The 15,858-nt window shown below is 39.7% G+C and carries 21 protein-coding genes; all 21 read right to left on the reverse strand.

Annotated elements, in window-relative coordinates; translation table 11 throughout:
• Nucleotides 1-8 precede the first annotated feature (8 nt).
• The 21 genes from fliP to codY all read right to left on the reverse strand — a co-directional run bounded on the left by fliP (nt 9) and on the right by codY (nt 15,858).
• Nucleotides 9-689: a flagellar type III secretion system pore protein FliP gene (fliP, locus tag ACFW35_RS10220; RefSeq protein WP_379845519.1), complete on the reverse strand. Its 681-nt coding sequence runs from the start codon at nt 687-689 to the stop codon at nt 9-11.
• Nucleotides 682-1,335 (reverse strand): flagellar biosynthetic protein FliO, encoded by a 654-nt coding sequence (locus ACFW35_RS10225; protein ID WP_379845520.1) that lies wholly within the window; start codon nt 1,333-1,335, stop codon nt 682-684. The genes fliP and ACFW35_RS10225 overlap by 8 nt, the downstream gene beginning before the upstream one ends.
• Nucleotides 1,336-1,346: 11 nt before the next feature.
• Nucleotides 1,347-1,709, reverse strand: a complete 363-nt coding sequence (locus ACFW35_RS10230; protein ID WP_077361278.1) for a response regulator — start codon at nt 1,707-1,709, stop codon at nt 1,347-1,349.
• Nucleotides 1,710-1,727: 18 nt separating this feature from the next.
• On the reverse strand, nt 1,728-2,870 hold the full coding sequence (gene fliY, locus ACFW35_RS10235) for a flagellar motor switch phosphatase FliY (protein ID WP_379845522.1): 1,143 nt from the start codon (nt 2,868-2,870) through the stop codon (nt 1,728-1,730).
• Complete coding sequence (gene fliM, locus ACFW35_RS10240; RefSeq protein ID WP_379833818.1) at nt 2,864-3,856, reverse strand: flagellar motor switch protein FliM; 993 nt, start codon at nt 3,854-3,856, stop codon at nt 2,864-2,866. The genes fliY and fliM overlap by 7 nt, the downstream gene beginning before the upstream one ends.
• 35 nt (nt 3,857-3,891) lie before the next feature.
• The gene (gene fliL, locus ACFW35_RS10245) at nt 3,892-4,320 is read right to left on the reverse strand and encodes a flagellar basal body-associated protein FliL (protein ID WP_379845523.1); all 429 of its coding nucleotides are present in this window, start codon (nt 4,318-4,320) and stop codon (nt 3,892-3,894) included.
• Complete coding sequence (locus tag ACFW35_RS10250; RefSeq protein ID WP_379845525.1) at nt 4,321-4,536, reverse strand: flagellar FlbD family protein; 216 nt, start codon at nt 4,534-4,536, stop codon at nt 4,321-4,323.
• Nucleotides 4,537-4,583: 47 nt separating this feature from the next.
• Nucleotides 4,584-5,387 (reverse strand): flagellar basal body rod protein FlgG, encoded by an 804-nt coding sequence (flgG, locus tag ACFW35_RS10255; protein WP_379845527.1) that lies wholly within the window; start codon nt 5,385-5,387, stop codon nt 4,584-4,586.
• An 85-nt stretch (nt 5,388-5,472) separates the two neighbouring features.
• A complete protein-coding gene (locus ACFW35_RS10260; RefSeq protein WP_379845528.1) occupies nt 5,473-5,850 on the reverse strand; it encodes a TIGR02530 family flagellar biosynthesis protein in 378 nt (125 codons plus the stop codon).
• A 14-nt stretch (nt 5,851-5,864) separates the two neighbouring features.
• Nucleotides 5,865-6,317, reverse strand: coding sequence for a flagellar hook assembly protein FlgD (flgD, locus tag ACFW35_RS10265; RefSeq protein ID WP_379845530.1), 453 nt, complete (start codon nt 6,315-6,317; stop codon nt 5,865-5,867).
• A gap of 6 nt (nt 6,318-6,323) precedes the next feature.
• The gene (locus ACFW35_RS10270; protein WP_379845531.1) at nt 6,324-7,487 is read right to left on the reverse strand and encodes a flagellar hook-length control protein FliK; all 1,164 of its coding nucleotides are present in this window, start codon (nt 7,485-7,487) and stop codon (nt 6,324-6,326) included.
• Between the two features lie 14 nt (nt 7,488-7,501).
• On the reverse strand, nt 7,502-8,068 hold the full coding sequence (locus ACFW35_RS10275; protein WP_379845533.1) for a MotE family protein: 567 nt from the start codon (nt 8,066-8,068) through the stop codon (nt 7,502-7,504).
• Between the two features lie 14 nt (nt 8,069-8,082).
• Nucleotides 8,083-8,520, reverse strand: coding sequence for a flagellar export protein FliJ (gene fliJ, locus ACFW35_RS10280; protein WP_379845534.1), 438 nt, complete (start codon nt 8,518-8,520; stop codon nt 8,083-8,085).
• A complete protein-coding gene (fliI, locus tag ACFW35_RS10285; RefSeq protein WP_379845536.1) occupies nt 8,520-9,839 on the reverse strand; it encodes a flagellar protein export ATPase FliI in 1,320 nt (439 codons plus the stop codon). The genes fliJ and fliI overlap by 1 nt, the downstream gene beginning before the upstream one ends.
• Nucleotides 9,829-10,626, reverse strand: coding sequence for a flagellar assembly protein FliH (gene fliH / locus ACFW35_RS10290; protein ID WP_379847453.1), 798 nt, complete (start codon nt 10,624-10,626; stop codon nt 9,829-9,831). The genes fliI and fliH overlap by 11 nt, the downstream gene beginning before the upstream one ends.
• A gap of 1 nt (nt 10,627) precedes the next feature.
• Nucleotides 10,628-11,641 carry a flagellar motor switch protein FliG gene (fliG, locus tag ACFW35_RS10295; RefSeq protein ID WP_066289406.1) on the reverse strand — a complete coding sequence of 338 codons (1,014 nt, stop codon included), beginning with the start codon at nt 11,639-11,641 and terminating at the stop codon, nt 10,628-10,630.
• A 13-nt stretch (nt 11,642-11,654) separates the two neighbouring features.
• Complete coding sequence (gene fliF / locus ACFW35_RS10300; RefSeq protein WP_379845537.1) at nt 11,655-13,247, reverse strand: flagellar basal-body MS-ring/collar protein FliF; 1,593 nt, start codon at nt 13,245-13,247, stop codon at nt 11,655-11,657.
• Between the two features lie 81 nt (nt 13,248-13,328).
• Nucleotides 13,329-13,628 carry a flagellar hook-basal body complex protein FliE gene (gene fliE, locus ACFW35_RS10305; RefSeq protein WP_379845539.1) on the reverse strand — a complete coding sequence of 100 codons (300 nt, stop codon included), beginning with the start codon at nt 13,626-13,628 and terminating at the stop codon, nt 13,329-13,331.
• A 12-nt stretch (nt 13,629-13,640) separates the two neighbouring features.
• Nucleotides 13,641-14,093, reverse strand: a complete 453-nt coding sequence (flgC, locus tag ACFW35_RS10310; RefSeq protein WP_379833797.1) for a flagellar basal body rod protein FlgC — start codon at nt 14,091-14,093, stop codon at nt 13,641-13,643.
• Between the two features lie 2 nt (nt 14,094-14,095).
• Nucleotides 14,096-14,482: a flagellar basal body rod protein FlgB gene (flgB, locus tag ACFW35_RS10315; protein WP_379847454.1), complete on the reverse strand. Its 387-nt coding sequence runs from the start codon at nt 14,480-14,482 to the stop codon at nt 14,096-14,098.
• A 596-nt stretch (nt 14,483-15,078) separates the two neighbouring features.
• Entirely contained in the window at nt 15,079-15,858 is a 780-nt protein-coding gene (gene codY / locus ACFW35_RS10320) for a GTP-sensing pleiotropic transcriptional regulator CodY (protein ID WP_379833795.1), read from the reverse strand.

The following is a 15,858-nucleotide window of genomic DNA, read 5'->3' on the forward strand; positions in this document are numbered from 1 at the left end:
TGCCCGTTTTAATAGCTTAATAACAATGACTTAACGATTAAATGCCAGCCATCCACCAGCACAAATAATAATATTTTGAATGGCAGTGAAATCATAACGGGCGGCAGCATCATCATCCCCATTGCCATTAATACAGAAGCTACGACCATATCAATGATCAGAAACGGTACAAAAATCATAAAGCCCATCTGAAAAGCCGTTTTCAATTCACTGATCGCAAACGCAGGTACGAGTGTTGTTAAAGGGATATCCTGAATACTCTCTGGCTTCTTCGCTCCTGAATATTCCAGAAAAAGCATCAAATCCTTCTGCCTTGTATGTTTTGCCATAAATTTCTTTATTGGAAGACTTCCTTTATCAAAAGCCTCCTTTTGTGTAATTTCACCTTTCACAAGAGGCTGTATGGCTTCTTTATTCACATCATGCATCACAGGTGCCATGATAAAAAATGTAAGAAAAAGTGCAATGCCGATTAACACCTGATTCGGCGGCATCTGCTGTGTTGCGAGTGAAGTTCTTACAAACGAAAGAACAATAATGATTCTTGTAAAAGAAGTCATAAGTATAAGAATACTTGGCGCAAGTGAAAGAACCGTTAAGAGCAGCAATAACTGAATCGTTGTTTCCATGTTTGCCGGATCGCTATTGTTGATAAAATCCAAATCTAGACCTGGAATAAATTCATTCATGATGTTTACCTTCCTCAAACGCCTTCTGTATTTCTTTACGCTGTTCTTTTCTTTCGTTCGTTAGCGTAGCCAGCAAATTTTTAAAGTTCGTCGTTTGATCTTTAGAAACCTCATCTGTCTTTTGTGATGATTCCTGGCGATTTAACCATTTTGATTTCAGCTGATTTGCCATTGTGCTGACTTGTTGGGCAGGACGCTGTTCAAGCATCATCTTTACTTCATCTTCATTCGTTATTTCTTTTAATAGGGTAACGGTATCTCCAACTCCTACTACCAGCACCGAATTCCCTGTCTTAATCAGCTGGACTGACCGGTTTTGGCCGACCCCTATCCCCCCGAGTGATTGAAGGTTCTTACCATCTTGAAAGCTGACTGATTTCTTTTGAATAAATCGTAAGACGAAAAACAAAATTGCAAGGACGATCCCAAGCATGAAGATAAGTTTAACGAGCATGAAAAATGTACTTTCATTCTCAGTCGGCTCATTAATTTCTGGACTATTGTTTTCACTATTTTTATCGTTTTTCTTAGAATCATTTACTGTATCCCATACGGTTTTCCCTTGACTGCTGCCTTCCGCTTGTACGCTATGAGGTACAAACGAAAGGCAAACTGCTGCAAACAAACATATAATCCATTTCGACATCGGTATGCTGCTTATCCCAAGGTTTTCTTTATAGCTTCGATTACACGGTCTGCTGCAAAAGGCTTAACGATGAAATCTTTCGCTCCAGCCTGAATCGCATCAATAACCATTGCTTGCTGGCCCATAGCAGAACACATGATGATTTTTGCATCAGGATGTGATTTTTTAATTTCTTTTAATGCTGTAATACCATCCATTTCAGGCATTGTGATATCCATTGTAACTAGATCAGGTTTCAGATCTTGAAATTTTTCAATAGCCTGAGCTCCATCAGCAGCTTCCCCTACTACATCAAAACCATTTTTAACCAAGATATCTTTAATCATCATTCTCATAAACGCTGCATCATCAACAACTAAAATACGCTCTCCCATTTCAATTACCTCCGTTGTTTATTTCAGTTTTTCTAAACGGTCACGCTGACTTAAAATCTCAGTTACACGAACACCAAAATTCTCATCTATTACAACTACTTCACCTTTTGCTATCATCTTATGATTAACAAAGATATCTACTGGTTCTCCTGCTAACTTATCAAGTTCTACAATGGATCCGGCTGACATCTCTAAAATATCCTTAATCGTTTTCTTTGTGCGTCCTAGTTCCACCGTTACTTGAAGCGGAATATCTAATAGCATATCCAGGTTCTTCGATTCAGTCTGGCTGGATCCAAAATCACTGAAATCTGAAAAACTTGCAGGCTTTACAGAAACATCTCTCATTTGCGGCTGATAGGATGGTGAAGGTTCTGGTCTAGTCTCTCTTTGTACATACGACTCTTCATGATTCTGTAAAGAAGGCTGCGAAACTGGCTGCTTCTCCTCTTGAGGCTTATAATCTGCAACAGGTGCCTGCTCAGCTGCAGGTTCAGGATTCATTAATTTTTGTACAAGGTCCTTAGAAAACTCTGCATCAATCAATTGCATAATATTTGAATCTATTAATTCTCCTACCTTTAGGCGGAACGATACTTTTACTAGAATTTCTTCATCTGGTATCAAGCTCGTGTTCGATTCAACATCCAGAAAATCAATCTTAGGCGGAGAAATATCTACCTTTTTATTAAAGATCGTTGACATAGAAGTAGATGCAGAACCCATCATCTGGTTCATTGCTTCACCAACTGCACTTAGCTGCAGTTCTCCAAAATCTGGCGAAGGATTAGTTCCTTCACCGCCAAGCATCAGGTCTGCGATTATCTGTGCATCCGACTTACGGATAACTAATAAATTTGCGCCTTCAATACCTTCTGTATATGTAACCTGTACGGCAACATGCGGAATCGGGAATTCGTCTTTCAGCTCCGTTCTTTTCACAACGCTGACAGTAGGTGTCGTGATCTCTACTTTTTGATTTAAAAGTGTTGATAGCGCGGTAGCTGCACTTCCAAAAGAGATGTTTCCGATTTCACCTAATGCATCTTGTTCAATAGTAGATAAATAGTCTTCGGTTTCTGTCGTTCCGGACGAAGAAGGACTTCCACCATTCAGCAAAGCATCAATTTCATCTTGTGAAAGCATATCTCCACTTACCATTGATCCTCATCCTCCTTAATGGTTTCTAATATTTGTACAGCTAGCTTTTTCTTCACTTTTCCAGGCTGACCATAGAACTTAGGATTGTTTTCCACTTTAATAACAAGAGGCTGTCCAATTCTCTGGTCCAGTTCAATGCAGTCTCCCGGAGTAAGATGAAGAAATTCCTCAATTGACATCTCAGAAGAACCTAATTCAACTTTAAAAGGAAGAAATGCGTTTTTTAATTTTTGTTCAATAAATTCTGATTCACCCGGAGTCCGCAATTTCTTCTTGTTCTGCATCCAATGGCTTACAGAGAGCTTTGGAATGATCGGTTCAATCACAACATGCGGCAAACAAATATTGATCATCCCGCTCGTTTCTCCGATCGTAGTATTTAGTGAAATGACTACGACTGTTTCGTTTGGTGAAACCATCTGTAAAAATTGCGGGTTAACCTCCAGATCAAGCATGAAAGGATCCAATTCAATAACGCTTGTCCACGCTTCCTTAAAACTATCAAGCGTATTTTCGAAGAGCTGACTCATAATTCTAGTTTCGATTTCCGTCAAATTCTCGATCTTATTCATACCAGTACCGCTGCCGCCCATTACTCTGTCCAGCATTGCATATGCAATATTCGGATTCACTTCCATCAAAATTCTGCCTTCAAATGGGTGAGCTTCAAACACATTTAAAAGAGTCATCTTCGGAACCGACCGGATAAATTCTTCATATGGCAGCTGATCAACTGAAGCCACTCCGATTTGTACATATGTTCTTAACTGTGCTGAAAAATACGTTGTTAACAATCTTGCGAAATTTTCATGCAATCGTGTTAAGCTGCGGATCTGCTCTTTAGAAAACCGAAGCGCTCTCTTAAAATCGTAAACTTTTACTTTTTTCTCTGACTCTTCCTTTTTCAGCTCTTCTGCATCCATTTCACCTGTTGAAAGGGCGGAGAGAAGAGCATCAATTTCGTTTTGCGACAAAACATCTACCAAGAGTCTCACCTCTTTTCATGCTCGTATTTAATGAATTATTGAATGATCTTTTGAGTAGTGTAGACTCTGACTACTTTCCCATCCTGCATAACTTTGTTAATCTCTGCCTTTAAGGTGTTTTCTAAAGAGATCAACCCTTTTTGTCCTGAAAGTTCTTCTGTTTTCTTGTTTGAGATTTCATAGATGATCAGATTGTTCACCTGGAACAATCTTTTTTCAAGTTCCTTTTTAGCATCCTTATTATCTGCTTGAATCTTAAACTTGATTTTGACAAAAGACTTATCAGCCAAATTAGTCGTGATCTCATCTGTTTCAACCATCAGTTTATCAAGCTCTTCTGCTGTTGGTTCAGAAGCTTCGGTTTTAGGTGAGAAGTATTGAAAACCAAAGTACCCAGCTGCACCTACAAGGCCAATAGCTACAACCATGGAAAGCATGATCGTAACAGCTTTGTTTTTACCCATCTACTGACCCTCCTCTTTATTGCCATTCAGCGGCAGCAATGTAATGCCCCTGTAAAATGATGCAACCTTCTGAGCAACTATTTCTTCGCTTTCCTTCACAACAAATTTTTTCCCTGTTGTTAAAGTAATCGTCGTATCAGGAAAGGATTGAACCTGTTCGATATAGATTGCATTTAGAGTAAACGTATTACCATTTAACTGAGTTAAGGAAATCATATGAATTCAGGGCTAAGCAGCTGAATGCTTAACCCTTCCTCCCTTCATTAGCGTTTTAAATTCACCAGTTCTTGAAGGATCTCATCAGATGTTGTAATAATTCTTGTATTCGCTTGGAAACCACGCTGAGCCACGATCATTTCAGTGAACTCTTCAGATAAGTCGACGTTGGACATTTCAAGTGCACCAGCTACTAGAGTTCCTGCTCCGCCTGCTCCTCCTGGAACTGATGGTAGTTCAGCACCAGAGTTTGTACTTGAACGGTATTCATTATTGCCTGCTTTTTCAAGGCCCTCATTGTTTGGAAACTTTGCAAGTTCAATTTGTCCAGCAGTTGTAAGAACTCCAGCATTATTTATATAACTTACTGTTCCATCCGCGCCAACACTAAAACTTTTTGCATCTGTAGGTATTGTTAATTTGGCATTCCCAGTTCCAAGTAAGAACTTTCCATCTCCGTTTACAATTTGTCCTGTTTTATCTAAATAAAAGTTTCCAGCTCTTGAATAAGTAACTTCTGTTCCTGACATTAATTTAAAGAAACCGTCTCCTGATATCCCCAAATCTAAAGGTCTACCCGTAGTTTGCAAACTCCCTTGAGTGTGTACTGTATCGATAGTAGCCATTTGAGAACCTAATCCGACTTGTTTAGGATTTACACCACCTCTTGCTCCAGCTCCTGTTGTTGGTGCACTCGCCCCAGCAATCTGCTGGCTGACTAAATCTTTAAATGTTGTACGGCCTTTTTTGAAGCCATATGTATTGACGTTTGCGATGTTGTTTCCGATTACATCAAGCTTTACCTGAAAATTTTTCATACCGCTGATTCCTGAGTACATAGAACGTAACATTTGTTTTTATCTCCCTTACTTGGTTTAATAAACTGCTTCAATCAATCGGCAGTTTTTGTGAGCCTCCTGTAAAGGTCCAGCTCGTTTAATCGTCTATTACGATGGCACCATTAATATTTGTGAAGATCTGGGATGCGGATTCATTTCTTCCTAAAGCTGTGATCACGGTCTGGTTTGGCGCATTTACTACAAGGGTTACATCTCTCAATATTACAAGAGAGTCTTTTACGCCTTTTCTGCCAGCTTCTTTTACCTTTTCGCCAATTTTGTTCCAGCTAGCGTCAGTTATTTTAATATTTCTGTCTTCAAGCCGCTTCTTTGCGTGCTTGCTGATTGTGAGTGATGATTCTAACTCTTTATCAAGTAGTGACTTGAATGAATTCTGATTAACTTGCTGTTGTTGTGCTCGTGCTTGGTAAAGGGTTGGCTGGTACAATTGATGAGCGGTTATACGTTCGCTCATAGCATCAACTCCTCTTATTTTGCTGGGTCTGTAATCTTAATCACCTGGAAACTGGTTATCTTTGATCCATCGCTCATTTCGAGCATGACTGAGCCTTTTTCAAACAATACCGCTTTAACAGTACCTTCTTTTTCTTCTAGCACTTTTTCGCCTTCTGCATCTACAGTTTCCGATTCATACGTAACTTGCTTGCCAATCATCTGGCTTTGCTGAAGAAGTGATGCTTCTGTCTGGAATGTAAGAAACTGCTGCATAGTCTGGTTCATGTTCGTCATCTGCTCAAGCGATGAGAAGCTCGCCATCTGTGCAATAAATTCACGGTCCTGCATGGGACTTGTCGGATCTTGGTTTTGCAGCTGGGTGATAAGAATCTTAAGAAAGTCATCTTTCCCTAAAATGTTTGAACCGGTTTGTTTTGTCTTAGCCTGGTAGTTGGATAACATGAGATTTTCTGATACTTTCGACACTATTCATCACACCTTTTCATTTAAAACCATTTGTGAGAGCTGTTCTTCAAATGAAAGATTGCTGTTATCGGAGTCATCCGTTTCTTTATCATTTGACTGATGCTGTTCTTCATGGTTTTGTCTTTCCTGATCATGAAATTGAAATGATTGCTCTTCTTTTTGAAAAATAACTTCAAGCTTCTCAAACTCAATATTTTGCCCCGCAAAAGCCTGCTTCAACTGAGTAAGCTGGCCATCCAGCGCATCCTTCGCTGCCTGAGAAGAAGCTATAATCTTTGCTGCGATCTCACCATGTTTTTGAATCAGCTGAATTTCTATAGTCCCAAGATTTTCTGGTGTAAGCTTAATCTGCATTTTCGTAAAACCAGCTTCATTAACCATCAACTTTCCTTTTGTGATGATCTGCTGTATTTCACGAACGAATTGCTGCTTCTGTCCTTCTTCCTGGGAAGCAGGTACTTTTAACGTCCACTGTTCTAATGGAGATAAAGGACTTTGAACGGTCTGAAATTCTTTTGATGTTTGTTCTGTCTGTTTTACCGGTACGTATCGCTGAAATGCTTGTTCAGCAAAAGTCTGCACTTTTTTCACAGCGGAAAGCTGTTCCATGATTTTGTAGAAGCTGTTTTTATCTGTTGAACCATTCTCATTCATCAGCTTTTTTATGTGGCTAAAAATTTGGTCAACTTGTTTCGGCAGGGAATCTTTGTTTTCCAGCTTTAATCCCGGAAACCATTTTTCAATCAACTGAGTGAGTTCTTTTTTCTGCGGCTGTGATAACATGTGCTGCTGATCATTGAACATTGCTTGTAAAAGAAAAGCTAACTTCATTTCAGGTGCAGGGGTGTGAATATTCTCTGTACCGCTAATCTGTTCATTAATCAATGCCTCGATCATTTCTTTTATTTCAGCAGGCAGTTCGTTCAGCAATGCTTGCACATCTTGATCCTCAATTGCTTCGGGATTCCAGAATTTCTCTATTTCTTCCGTATTTGATAACAGGTTCGCTATGATTTCAGCTAAGTTTCCGCCAATTCCCTCACTGCTCTCAGATGGCAATTGTTCTGCAGGTAACAGAAGCTGTGAAAAAAGAGATTGTGTATTGCTAGTTTGTTTGCTGCCCGGTGTCATTTGAACCGGTGCTGAAACTTGTGCCATCATTACTTGCATTTTTTTCACCTCCTTTAAAGAGAATTGCTTGCCATTAATACTGTTAACTCTGCAGCTCTTTTCGCATCAAGCTTTGCTAGAATTGCTGCTTGCGTTTCGGCTTGTAATAGTGTGAGGATCCCTAGTACTTCATTATTGTTCATCTCAGTCATTACTGCTGCAGCATCTTTTGCTGACATAGCTTCATACAATTTTTTTAATTGTTCATTCTCATCTGCTTTAACAGACGTTTCAGCATCTTCCACTTGTTTTTCCAGCAATGCGATATCGCTCTTTAAGGCAGTAACTTCTTTTTCTTTCTTTTGAAGGTCAGCCGAAAGAATTTTTATGTAATCTTCTTGATCATCGAATTTAGCTTTCCATTGCTTTTCTGTATTTTGACTTACAGCAACTGCTGGTGCTTCATCATTAAGAACATTTTTCACAATCGGAATCTTCTTCCCTGTGTTTTTTGCCTCTTCAATCACGTTAACTCCCATAAAGGAAAGAACGATCCCAAATACTGTTACAGCAAATACTGCAGGAACAGCAATTACTAGGAGAAACCACACTAACTTGCTTGATTTTTCATTTTGTTTCATAAGCTCACCTGTTTTCACGACTTCGCATAACGCAATACGGAGAATTCATCATTCTGTTTGTTTTCATACAAAGTTAGTTCCATTTCATAGGCATTAAATTGTCTTTCTTTTAACTTTTCATACTTTTTTACTTCGATTGTCTGCTGAAGCAGTTTTTGCTGGATAACCTGCATTCTTTCTCTGGCCCTTTGCAAAACGGGCTGCAATTCTTTGATCTTATTTGACATGGATAGAAGAAAACGCTGCGTAGTTTGAAGATCATTGACGACGATTCTTTGCTGAAATTGCAGATTTGATAGATTTTCAATATCTTCTTTGCGTTTTAATAGACTGTAAATTTCTTCTGCAATACTCTCGAATGCCTGAACAGCTTCACCTAGCTCAAGTTCAATGGATTCTTTTTCTTTTTGTTTAACTGAAAGAACTTTTTCCATTGAAAATTGAAACGACATTACAGATCATCCTTTCCAAATTCCATAAGCAGCCGCCCAACGGCATCGTCAAAACTTACATCTTCATCGACTTGCTGTTTTAAAAAAGATAAAATGCTTGGGTAGATTTGAATGGCTTCGTCTACTGATTTTGAAGAACCCCTCTTGTACGCTCCAATGCTGATCAGATCTTCTGCATCAACATAAGATGAGAGCAATTCTCTAAACCGGTCTGCAGCCTGCCGATGTTCTTTTGAGACGATATCATTCATAACACGGCTGATGCTTTTTAAAATATTCACAGCCGGAAATTGACCTTTATTTGCAAGGTTCCGGTCTAAGATAAAGTGTCCATCCAGTATCCCGCGGACCGTATCAGAAATCGGTTCGTTAAAGTCATCTCCATCTACAAGCACCGTATAAAAAGCTGTAATCGTGCCTTTTCTATTCGTGCCAGAACGCTCTAACAATTTGGGAAGTACCGCGAAAACACTTGGTGTGTAGCCTTTTGTTGTCGGAGGCTCACCTACTGCCAGCCCGATTTCCCGCTGCGCCATGGCTACACGTGTTACAGAATCCATCATGAGCATGACATTCTTCCCTTGGTCTCTGAAGTATTCAGCAATAGCAGTAGCTGTCTGCGCACCCTTTATACGCATTAACGCCGGCTGATCAGAAGTAGCAACGATTACAACGGATCGTTTTAATCCTTCTTCTCCGAGATCTCTTTCAATAAAATCCAGGACTTCCCGGCCTCGTTCACCTATAAGAGCTATAACGTTCAGATCAGCTGTCGAATTTCGCGCCACCATACCAAGCAAAGTACTTTTTCCTACACCGCTTCCAGCAAAAATTCCTACACGCTGTCCTTTGCCTACTGTCAAAAGACTGTCGATGGACCGTATACCCAACTGAATGCTCTCATGGATTCTAGGACGTTCCATCGGATTAGGAGGCTCATTTTCCGTAGGATAACGGAATAATCCTTTTGGCAGAGATGCTCCATCGAGCGGAGCACCCATCCCGTCTAAAACTTTGCCGATTAAAGACTGTCCCACTTTAATTTCAAGCGGTCTGTCTGTTGCCTCAACAAGAGAGCCGACGGCAATATCCTTCACGTATGTAAAAGGCATTAACAGCACATTCTCTTCTTGAAATCCGACTACTTCTGCTTTTATTTTTTGTTTTCTGCCATTGGCTGTATGAATATAACAAACATCGCCAATGGAAGTTTTCGGTCCTTTCGATTCAATCATAAGACCGATGACACGGATCACTTTTCCGTATCTTTTAAAAGAATCTATCGATTGCAATGATTCCAGCAGATGATCAACGTTCATTTTCTGTCACCTCAATTTGTTCCAGCAGCTTATCTCTTATTTCTTTCAGCTGAACATCGAGAGTGGCATCAATTTTTCCAAACGGGAATTCAATAACAGCCCCATTTTCTTTTAAAGATTCATCAGGATAGATGAAAAGAGATGCGGTGGACTGAAGCATATTTTTTAATTCTTCACGATGCTGGACGGTCAAATCGAACCAATTAATTGGAACATATAATTTTACCTCTTCAAACTCACGCGCTTCTTTAACAAGCTGCTTCACGATCGATACCCACGTTTCTGGTGATTCCTCAAGCTTCTTTCCGATAATTTTCTCTGCTGCTTTCATGGCTAATAAAATCATCTGTGGTTCTGCTTCACTTAAAACTTGATAATAGTCTTGCTTCGTCTTTTCAATAAAATGCTTTACTTCGTCCAGTTGATTTCTCCAATTTTCAAGCCCTTGATTTAAACCATTCTGAAAACCGGTTTCATAGCCTTCTTGTTTAGTCCTCTCAAGTTCCTGTTCCATCTTTAAGCGCCACTCTTGTTCTTCTGCAGCAAGTCTTTCTTGCTTTTCCTGAAGAACCATTTCAGCTTCTGCTTTTATTCTGGCTGCTTCGTTCTCTGCTTCTTCAAGGAGATCAGCTGCTTCTTTCTTTAATCTCTGAATCTTGGCTCCATCATCTTCTTCAATAAGAAAGCTGGATGAAGCAGTAAATATGGAAACAGGCTGAATTCCGATTACAACATCAGTTTCGTTCTCTTTATTTTCAGCCGTGCGATTGTTAAAAGATTTTATCACCTTAGACAATCACATCATCTCCTCCGCCTCTAGCGATGACCAGTTCTCCTGCTTCTTCAAGTCTGCGGATCGTTCCAACAATTCTCGATTGAGCTTCCTCAACGTCACGCAGACGTACAGGACCCATGAATTCCATTTCTTCTTTAAAGTTCTCAGCCATACGCTGTGACATGTTTTTAAACATAACTTCTTTCACTTCTTCACTGGATGCACGCAGAGCGAGAAGCAAGTCTTCGTTCTGAACTTCTCGAATAACACGCTGAATCGCACGATTATCAAGGGTAACAATGTCTTCAAATACAAACATTCTCTTCTTAATTTCTTCTGCAAGTTCAGGATCCTGAATCTCCAAAGCATCAAGTATCGTTCTTTCTGTACTGCGGTCAACACCATTAAGCACTTCAACGACAGCTTCTACACCGCCGGCCTGAGTAAAGTCTTGAGTTACTGTAGCTGACAGTTTCCTCTCCAAAATCTGTTCAACTTCATTGATTACTTCAGGTGAAGTCCTGTCCATCAGTGCAATTCGTTTTGCGACATCAGCCTGCATTTCCTGCGGCAATTCAGATAAGATCTGCCCTGCCTGGGATGAATCTAAGTAAGCTAATATAAGTGCAATCGTCTGCGGATGCTCATTTTGTATAAAATTAAGAATCTGACCAGGATCAGCCTTCCGTGCAAAATCAAACGGTCTGACTTGCAGTGTGGAAGTAAGCCTGTTAATTATCTGCATGGCTTCATCCTTGCCGACGGCTTTTTCCAGAACCGTTTTGGCATACCCTATACCGCCTTGAGTAATATAGTCTTGAGCAAGCGCCAATTGGTGAAACTGAGTGATAATCTCTTCTTTTAAGGTTGAATCTACTTTTCTAACTTGAGAGATTTGCAGAGTCAATCTTTCAATTTCTTCTTCGCTCAAATGCTTGTACACTTGAGCTGCTACATCAGGACCTAAAGAGATAACGAGGATCGCTGCTTTCTCTTTTCCTGACAGCTCTTTTACACCTTTTGCCATCGTTCGTTACCTCCTATTCCTCTGACAACCACGTTCGTACTAGTTTTGCAAACTCTTCTGGTTTTTCTTTAGCCATTCTTTCCAGCTGTTCCTTGCGCACGGTGCCTTCTGAGCCCTGCTCCTTATTCACATCAGGTACATAATATGTCTGCTGTTCTTCCATCTCGTATTCTTCTATCGTGCCTTTATCTTCTTCCGCTCTTCTTTTTCGTGTCAGCAAAAAGATTAATAGAATAATAACGATCAGCAGGATACCGCCTGTAATATATATCCATAGAGGAATGCCAGTTTTTGCAGGCTCCATGTCTGGCTTGCCATTAAATGGCTGTGCAGAAACAAAGATTTTCTCTTGAATCTGCTCTTCTGTAAGCTCGTTGTTAATATCTTTTGAAATACTCGTTCTAACGATCGCACTCAAAATCTGTTCAATATCATCTAATCTTTCTTGCGGCAATGAATCGGGTTCTTTCGGATTAGGAGGTTCAACCATTACTTGAATTCCTAAATCGCGAATCTGGTAAGGACTCTCCACAATTTCTTTACGGATCTTATTTACTTCATTATTGATACGTTCTTCTACTTTTTCGTAATCTCCGTTAGATCCAGCAGCTGAACCAGGATAAGTTGGCACTTCCTGATCACCTGTTCCGGATACACCTCCTGCAGCCGCACCTTCGCCGGTGAATGTTTCGCGAATGCGTTCAACACTTATTTCAATGCCTTTCATGTTTTCTTTATCTACAGGCTCTATTAATGTTTCTTCACGTTTCTCTTCAGTAAAATCAATATCCGTCGTTACAGTCGCTACAACTTTCCCCTGGCCCATGATCGTAGACAGCATTTGCTGCACTCTGCGCTGAAGGTCTCGTTCTACATCCTGTTTAATTTTTCTTTGCTCTTCATATTTTGAAGCTGAAGAAGTAGAGTTCACTGAGTTTAAATCATAATAATTAAAGTATTGGTCCGTGATGACGATATTTTCCATAGGAAGGTCTGCGACACTTTTAGATACAAGGTGATACAGCGCTTTCACTTGTTCTTCATCCAGCCTAGCGCCAGCACCTAATGAAAGAACTACAGATGCAGATGCTTTCTCTTCTTCCTGATTGACCCAGACACTGCTCTCTGGAAGTGTAATCATTACACTAGCGTCATCCACTCCATTTATACTTTTAATCAAGTTAGCAATTTCCGTTTGCGTGGCTTCTCGTTCAAGCACTCCAAATTCTTTATCTGTAATTCCAAAACCCGATTTTTCTCCAAAGTATGAAAAATCTATATTTCCGCTCTTAGGAAGCCCTTCAGCAGCAAGCTGTACCTGAAGATTATTTACCTCCTCCTGTGGTACCAGTATCGTTTTTCCGCCATCCTGAACCTCATTGGCAATCCCTTTACTATTTAAGTTTTCTTGGATCTGCCCAGCTTCTTGCGGAGAAAGATTCGTATATAAAGGTACAAGATTCGGACTGGACATCATCACGGTCAGGAAAATAAAACCTGCAATAAAAATGAATATCCCGCCAAGAATAAGTCCTTTTTGTGTATTAGAACGCGATTTGAAACGTTCAGTGATTTGCTTGGTGACTTGTTTCCATTTTTCTTTCATTTTTTCCCCCGATAAACACAATAAAAATTTTTTGAAGCTACCCCCAAAATAGAATGCACACTTCGAATTATGTATTAGCTATTAAACTTGCATCCTCATGATTTCTTGGTATGCTTCAACCACTTTATTGCGAATTTCAAGAGTGGTCTGCAATGTTACACTCGCTTTTTCTGCCGTAATCATGACTTGATGAAGATTATCCATGTTTCCATTCATCAACGCTTGTGTAGCTGCGTTAGACTGTGCTTGTGTCTCGTTCACATTCTCCAATGCGCCCTGCAGATAATTTTTGAAGCTTTCTTGAGCTTCAGAAGGTGTCGTTTTCGCAGATGGAGATATGCTGTTCATGTTTTGAATCGTTCCTAAAGAAATTTTATCCATGTGCTACCTCTCCTAACGTCCGATTTCAAGGGCTTTTAAATACATTCCCTTTGCTGCATTCAATGCTGTAACATTTGCTTCGTATGAACGTGTTGCACTCATTAAATCAACCATCTCTTTTAGAGGATCCACATTGGGAAGCTGGACAAACCCATCTTCTCCTGCATCAGGATGATCTGGCTGATAGACAGATTTAAAAGGTGTCTCATCATTTTTAATTTCATTTACTTTAACACCATTAAGATTTCCATTTTGATTCACTGCTTTATTAAACATGCTTTTAAAACTGGACTCTCCTGAACCCAGTACCACCATTTTTCTTCTATATGGTTCCCACTCGCCATTTTCTAATAATCTTCCTCTTGTCGAATCAACATTTGCCATGTTGGAAGACGCTACATCCATTCTCAATCGCTGTGCTGTTAATCCAGATGCAGAAAAATTTAGTGCATCAAACATTCCCATATTTATCTCCCGCCTTTAACAACCATCTTAATTGAATTGAATTTTCCGTTTATTCGCTGTACAAGTGTCTGATAATACAATTGATTCTTTGCCAGTTCGGCCATCTCTTTGTCAACATCCACATTATTTCCGTTGTGGTTCATAGTTGTACCGCCTTGCTCTTTTACATAATAAGAAGATGTTCTATCCGTACTGAAAGAAAAGTGGTGCTGATTTGTACGGTATGCATTTAAGCTTCTTTCAAATTCCTGTTTAAAAACGGTTTCTTTCGCTTTATATCCAGGAGTGTCCACATTAGCCAAATTATTTGAAATGGTTTTCTGTTTTAACGCTGATCCATCTAATGCCATTTCCAAGTTTTTCATGACAGGGCTAGAGAACAAGTTGATCACTTCCCTCTTTTTTACTATAGATGTTTCAATTAATGTTAAATCTTACCGCTATATCATATTTTAAGTGATATATCCAAAAAGTGTCTATGTATTTTTTCCCAAAATGACTTTTTTCGATAGAAAGCACTATGTTTCGACCGTGACTTTATACCTAATTCTACATATAGTAATAAAATCCCTGTCGTATTTAGCCGAACAGTACAACTTTACTAATCTTTTTAATCGACATATTTTTTATTAATCACCACTTTCAAGAGCAACAAAGATTACGAAGGGCTCCTCTCTAAAAAATAGTTGCTTTCGGTCTTTTTTCATTCTCTTCATTGACAAGTTGATTGGAGAGCAAGGTGCGAGACTCCTCGAAAATGAAAATCAACATTTTCTTCGTGCGATGTAATGCTGTCGCAGCCTTCCTTGTCCTGCGGGACGAGCGGGACAGGTGAGACTCCTGAACGCGCAAAGCGCGAGGAGGCTCACCGCACGCCCCGCGGAAAGCGAGTACCTGGAACGGAAAGCAACCACTTTCAAAAACATCAATGTTTGAGACCAAAAAAAAACCAACCCTCCCCGGATTGGTTTTTGAACTTTTATGATTAAGAAGTTTTTAATTTTTCAAGTTCAAGCAAGAATTTATCATTTAATACTTTAATGTACGTTCCCTTCATTCCAAGTGAACGAGATTCGATAACGCCAGCACTCTCCAGCTTGCGAAGAGCGTTTACGATTACTGATCTTGTAATCCCTACACGGTCAGCAATTTTACTTGCTACAAGCAGGCCTTCATTGCCTTCCAATTCTTCAAAGATGTGTTCAATTGCTTCAAGCTCACTATATGATAATGAACTGATCGCCATTTGAACAACAGCTTTATTTCTAGCTTCTTCTTCAATCTCTTCCGCTTTCTCGCGAAGGATCTCCATGCCAACTACTGTCGCACCATATTCTGCTAGTACTAGATCATCTTCTTCAAACGCCGTTGACAGTCTGGATAAGATAAGAGTTCCTAGTCTTTCACCGCCACCGACGATAGGTACGACCGTCGTTAAGCCTGTCGAGAATAAATCTTTGTTCTCAACAGGGAAAGCTGTGTAATCACTTTCAACATCAATGTTAGCCATTGATTCTGTAATGTTGAAAAGATTCTTCGTGTAATCAGTAGGAAATTGACGATCTTGGATCATCTTTTTCATACGCTCGTTTTCAATATCCTGTTTTAGAGCAGTTCCTAATAATTTTCCTCTGCGGCTGACTACGAAAATATTAGCACCGATTACGGAGCTAAGTGTTTCAGCCATTTCTTTAAAGTTTACTTGTTTTCCACCTGTTTGCTGCAGCATTGAGTTAATGCTTCTTGCTTTGTTTAATAAATTCAT

The organism is Fictibacillus sp. NPDC058756, assembly GCF_042746035.1.
Lineage (GTDB): Bacteria > Bacillota > Bacilli > Bacillales > Fictibacillaceae > Fictibacillus.

What these genes read in the sequence shown, in the direction of transcription:
- ACFW35_RS10275 (WP_379845533.1), bottom strand. Translation starts at nt 8,068, where the DNA reads ATGAAACAAAATGAAAAATCAAGCAAGTTAGTGTGGTTTCTCCTAGTA.
- flgG (WP_379845527.1), bottom strand. Translation starts at nt 5,387, where the DNA reads ATGTTACGTTCTATGTACTCAGGAATCAGCGGTATGAAAAATTTTCAG.
- fliY (WP_379845522.1), bottom strand. Translation starts at nt 2,870, where the DNA reads ATGGTAAGTGGAGATATGCTTTCACAAGATGAAATTGATGCTTTGCTG.
- ACFW35_RS10230 (WP_077361278.1), bottom strand. Translation starts at nt 1,709, where the DNA reads ATGGGAGAGCGTATTTTAGTTGTTGATGATGCAGCGTTTATGAGAATG.
- ACFW35_RS10225 (WP_379845520.1), bottom strand. Translation starts at nt 1,335, where the DNA reads ATGTCGAAATGGATTATATGTTTGTTTGCAGCAGTTTGCCTTTCGTTT.
- fliJ (WP_379845534.1), bottom strand. Translation starts at nt 8,520, where the DNA reads ATGTCGTTTCAATTTTCAATGGAAAAAGTTCTTTCAGTTAAACAAAAA.
- flgC (WP_379833797.1), bottom strand. Translation starts at nt 14,093, where the DNA reads ATGGGAATGTTTGATGCACTAAATTTTTCTGCATCTGGATTAACAGCA.
- fliP (WP_379845519.1), bottom strand. Translation starts at nt 689, where the DNA reads ATGAATGAATTTATTCCAGGTCTAGATTTGGATTTTATCAACAATAGC.
- fliL (WP_379845523.1), bottom strand. Translation starts at nt 4,320, where the DNA reads ATGGGTAAAAACAAAGCTGTTACGATCATGCTTTCCATGGTTGTAGCT.
- fliI (WP_379845536.1), bottom strand. Translation starts at nt 9,839, where the DNA reads ATGAACGTTGATCATCTGCTGGAATCATTGCAATCGATAGATTCTTTT.
- fliF (WP_379845537.1), bottom strand. Translation starts at nt 13,247, where the DNA reads ATGAAAGAAAAATGGAAACAAGTCACCAAGCAAATCACTGAACGTTTC.
- ACFW35_RS10270 (WP_379845531.1), bottom strand. Translation starts at nt 7,487, where the DNA reads ATGCAAGTAATGATGGCACAAGTTTCAGCACCGGTTCAAATGACACCG.
- ACFW35_RS10250 (WP_379845525.1), bottom strand. Translation starts at nt 4,536, where the DNA reads ATGATTTCCTTAACTCAGTTAAATGGTAATACGTTTACTCTAAATGCA.
- codY (WP_379833795.1), bottom strand. Translation starts at nt 15,858, where the DNA reads ATGAATTTATTAAACAAAGCAAGAAGCATTAACTCAATGCTGCAGCAA.
- ACFW35_RS10260 (WP_379845528.1), bottom strand. Translation starts at nt 5,850, where the DNA reads ATGAGCGAACGTATAACCGCTCATCAATTGTACCAGCCAACCCTTTAC.
- fliG (WP_066289406.1), bottom strand. Translation starts at nt 11,641, where the DNA reads ATGGCAAAAGGTGTAAAAGAGCTGTCAGGAAAAGAGAAAGCAGCGATC.
- fliE (WP_379845539.1), bottom strand. Translation starts at nt 13,628, where the DNA reads ATGGATAAAATTTCTTTAGGAACGATTCAAAACATGAACAGCATATCT.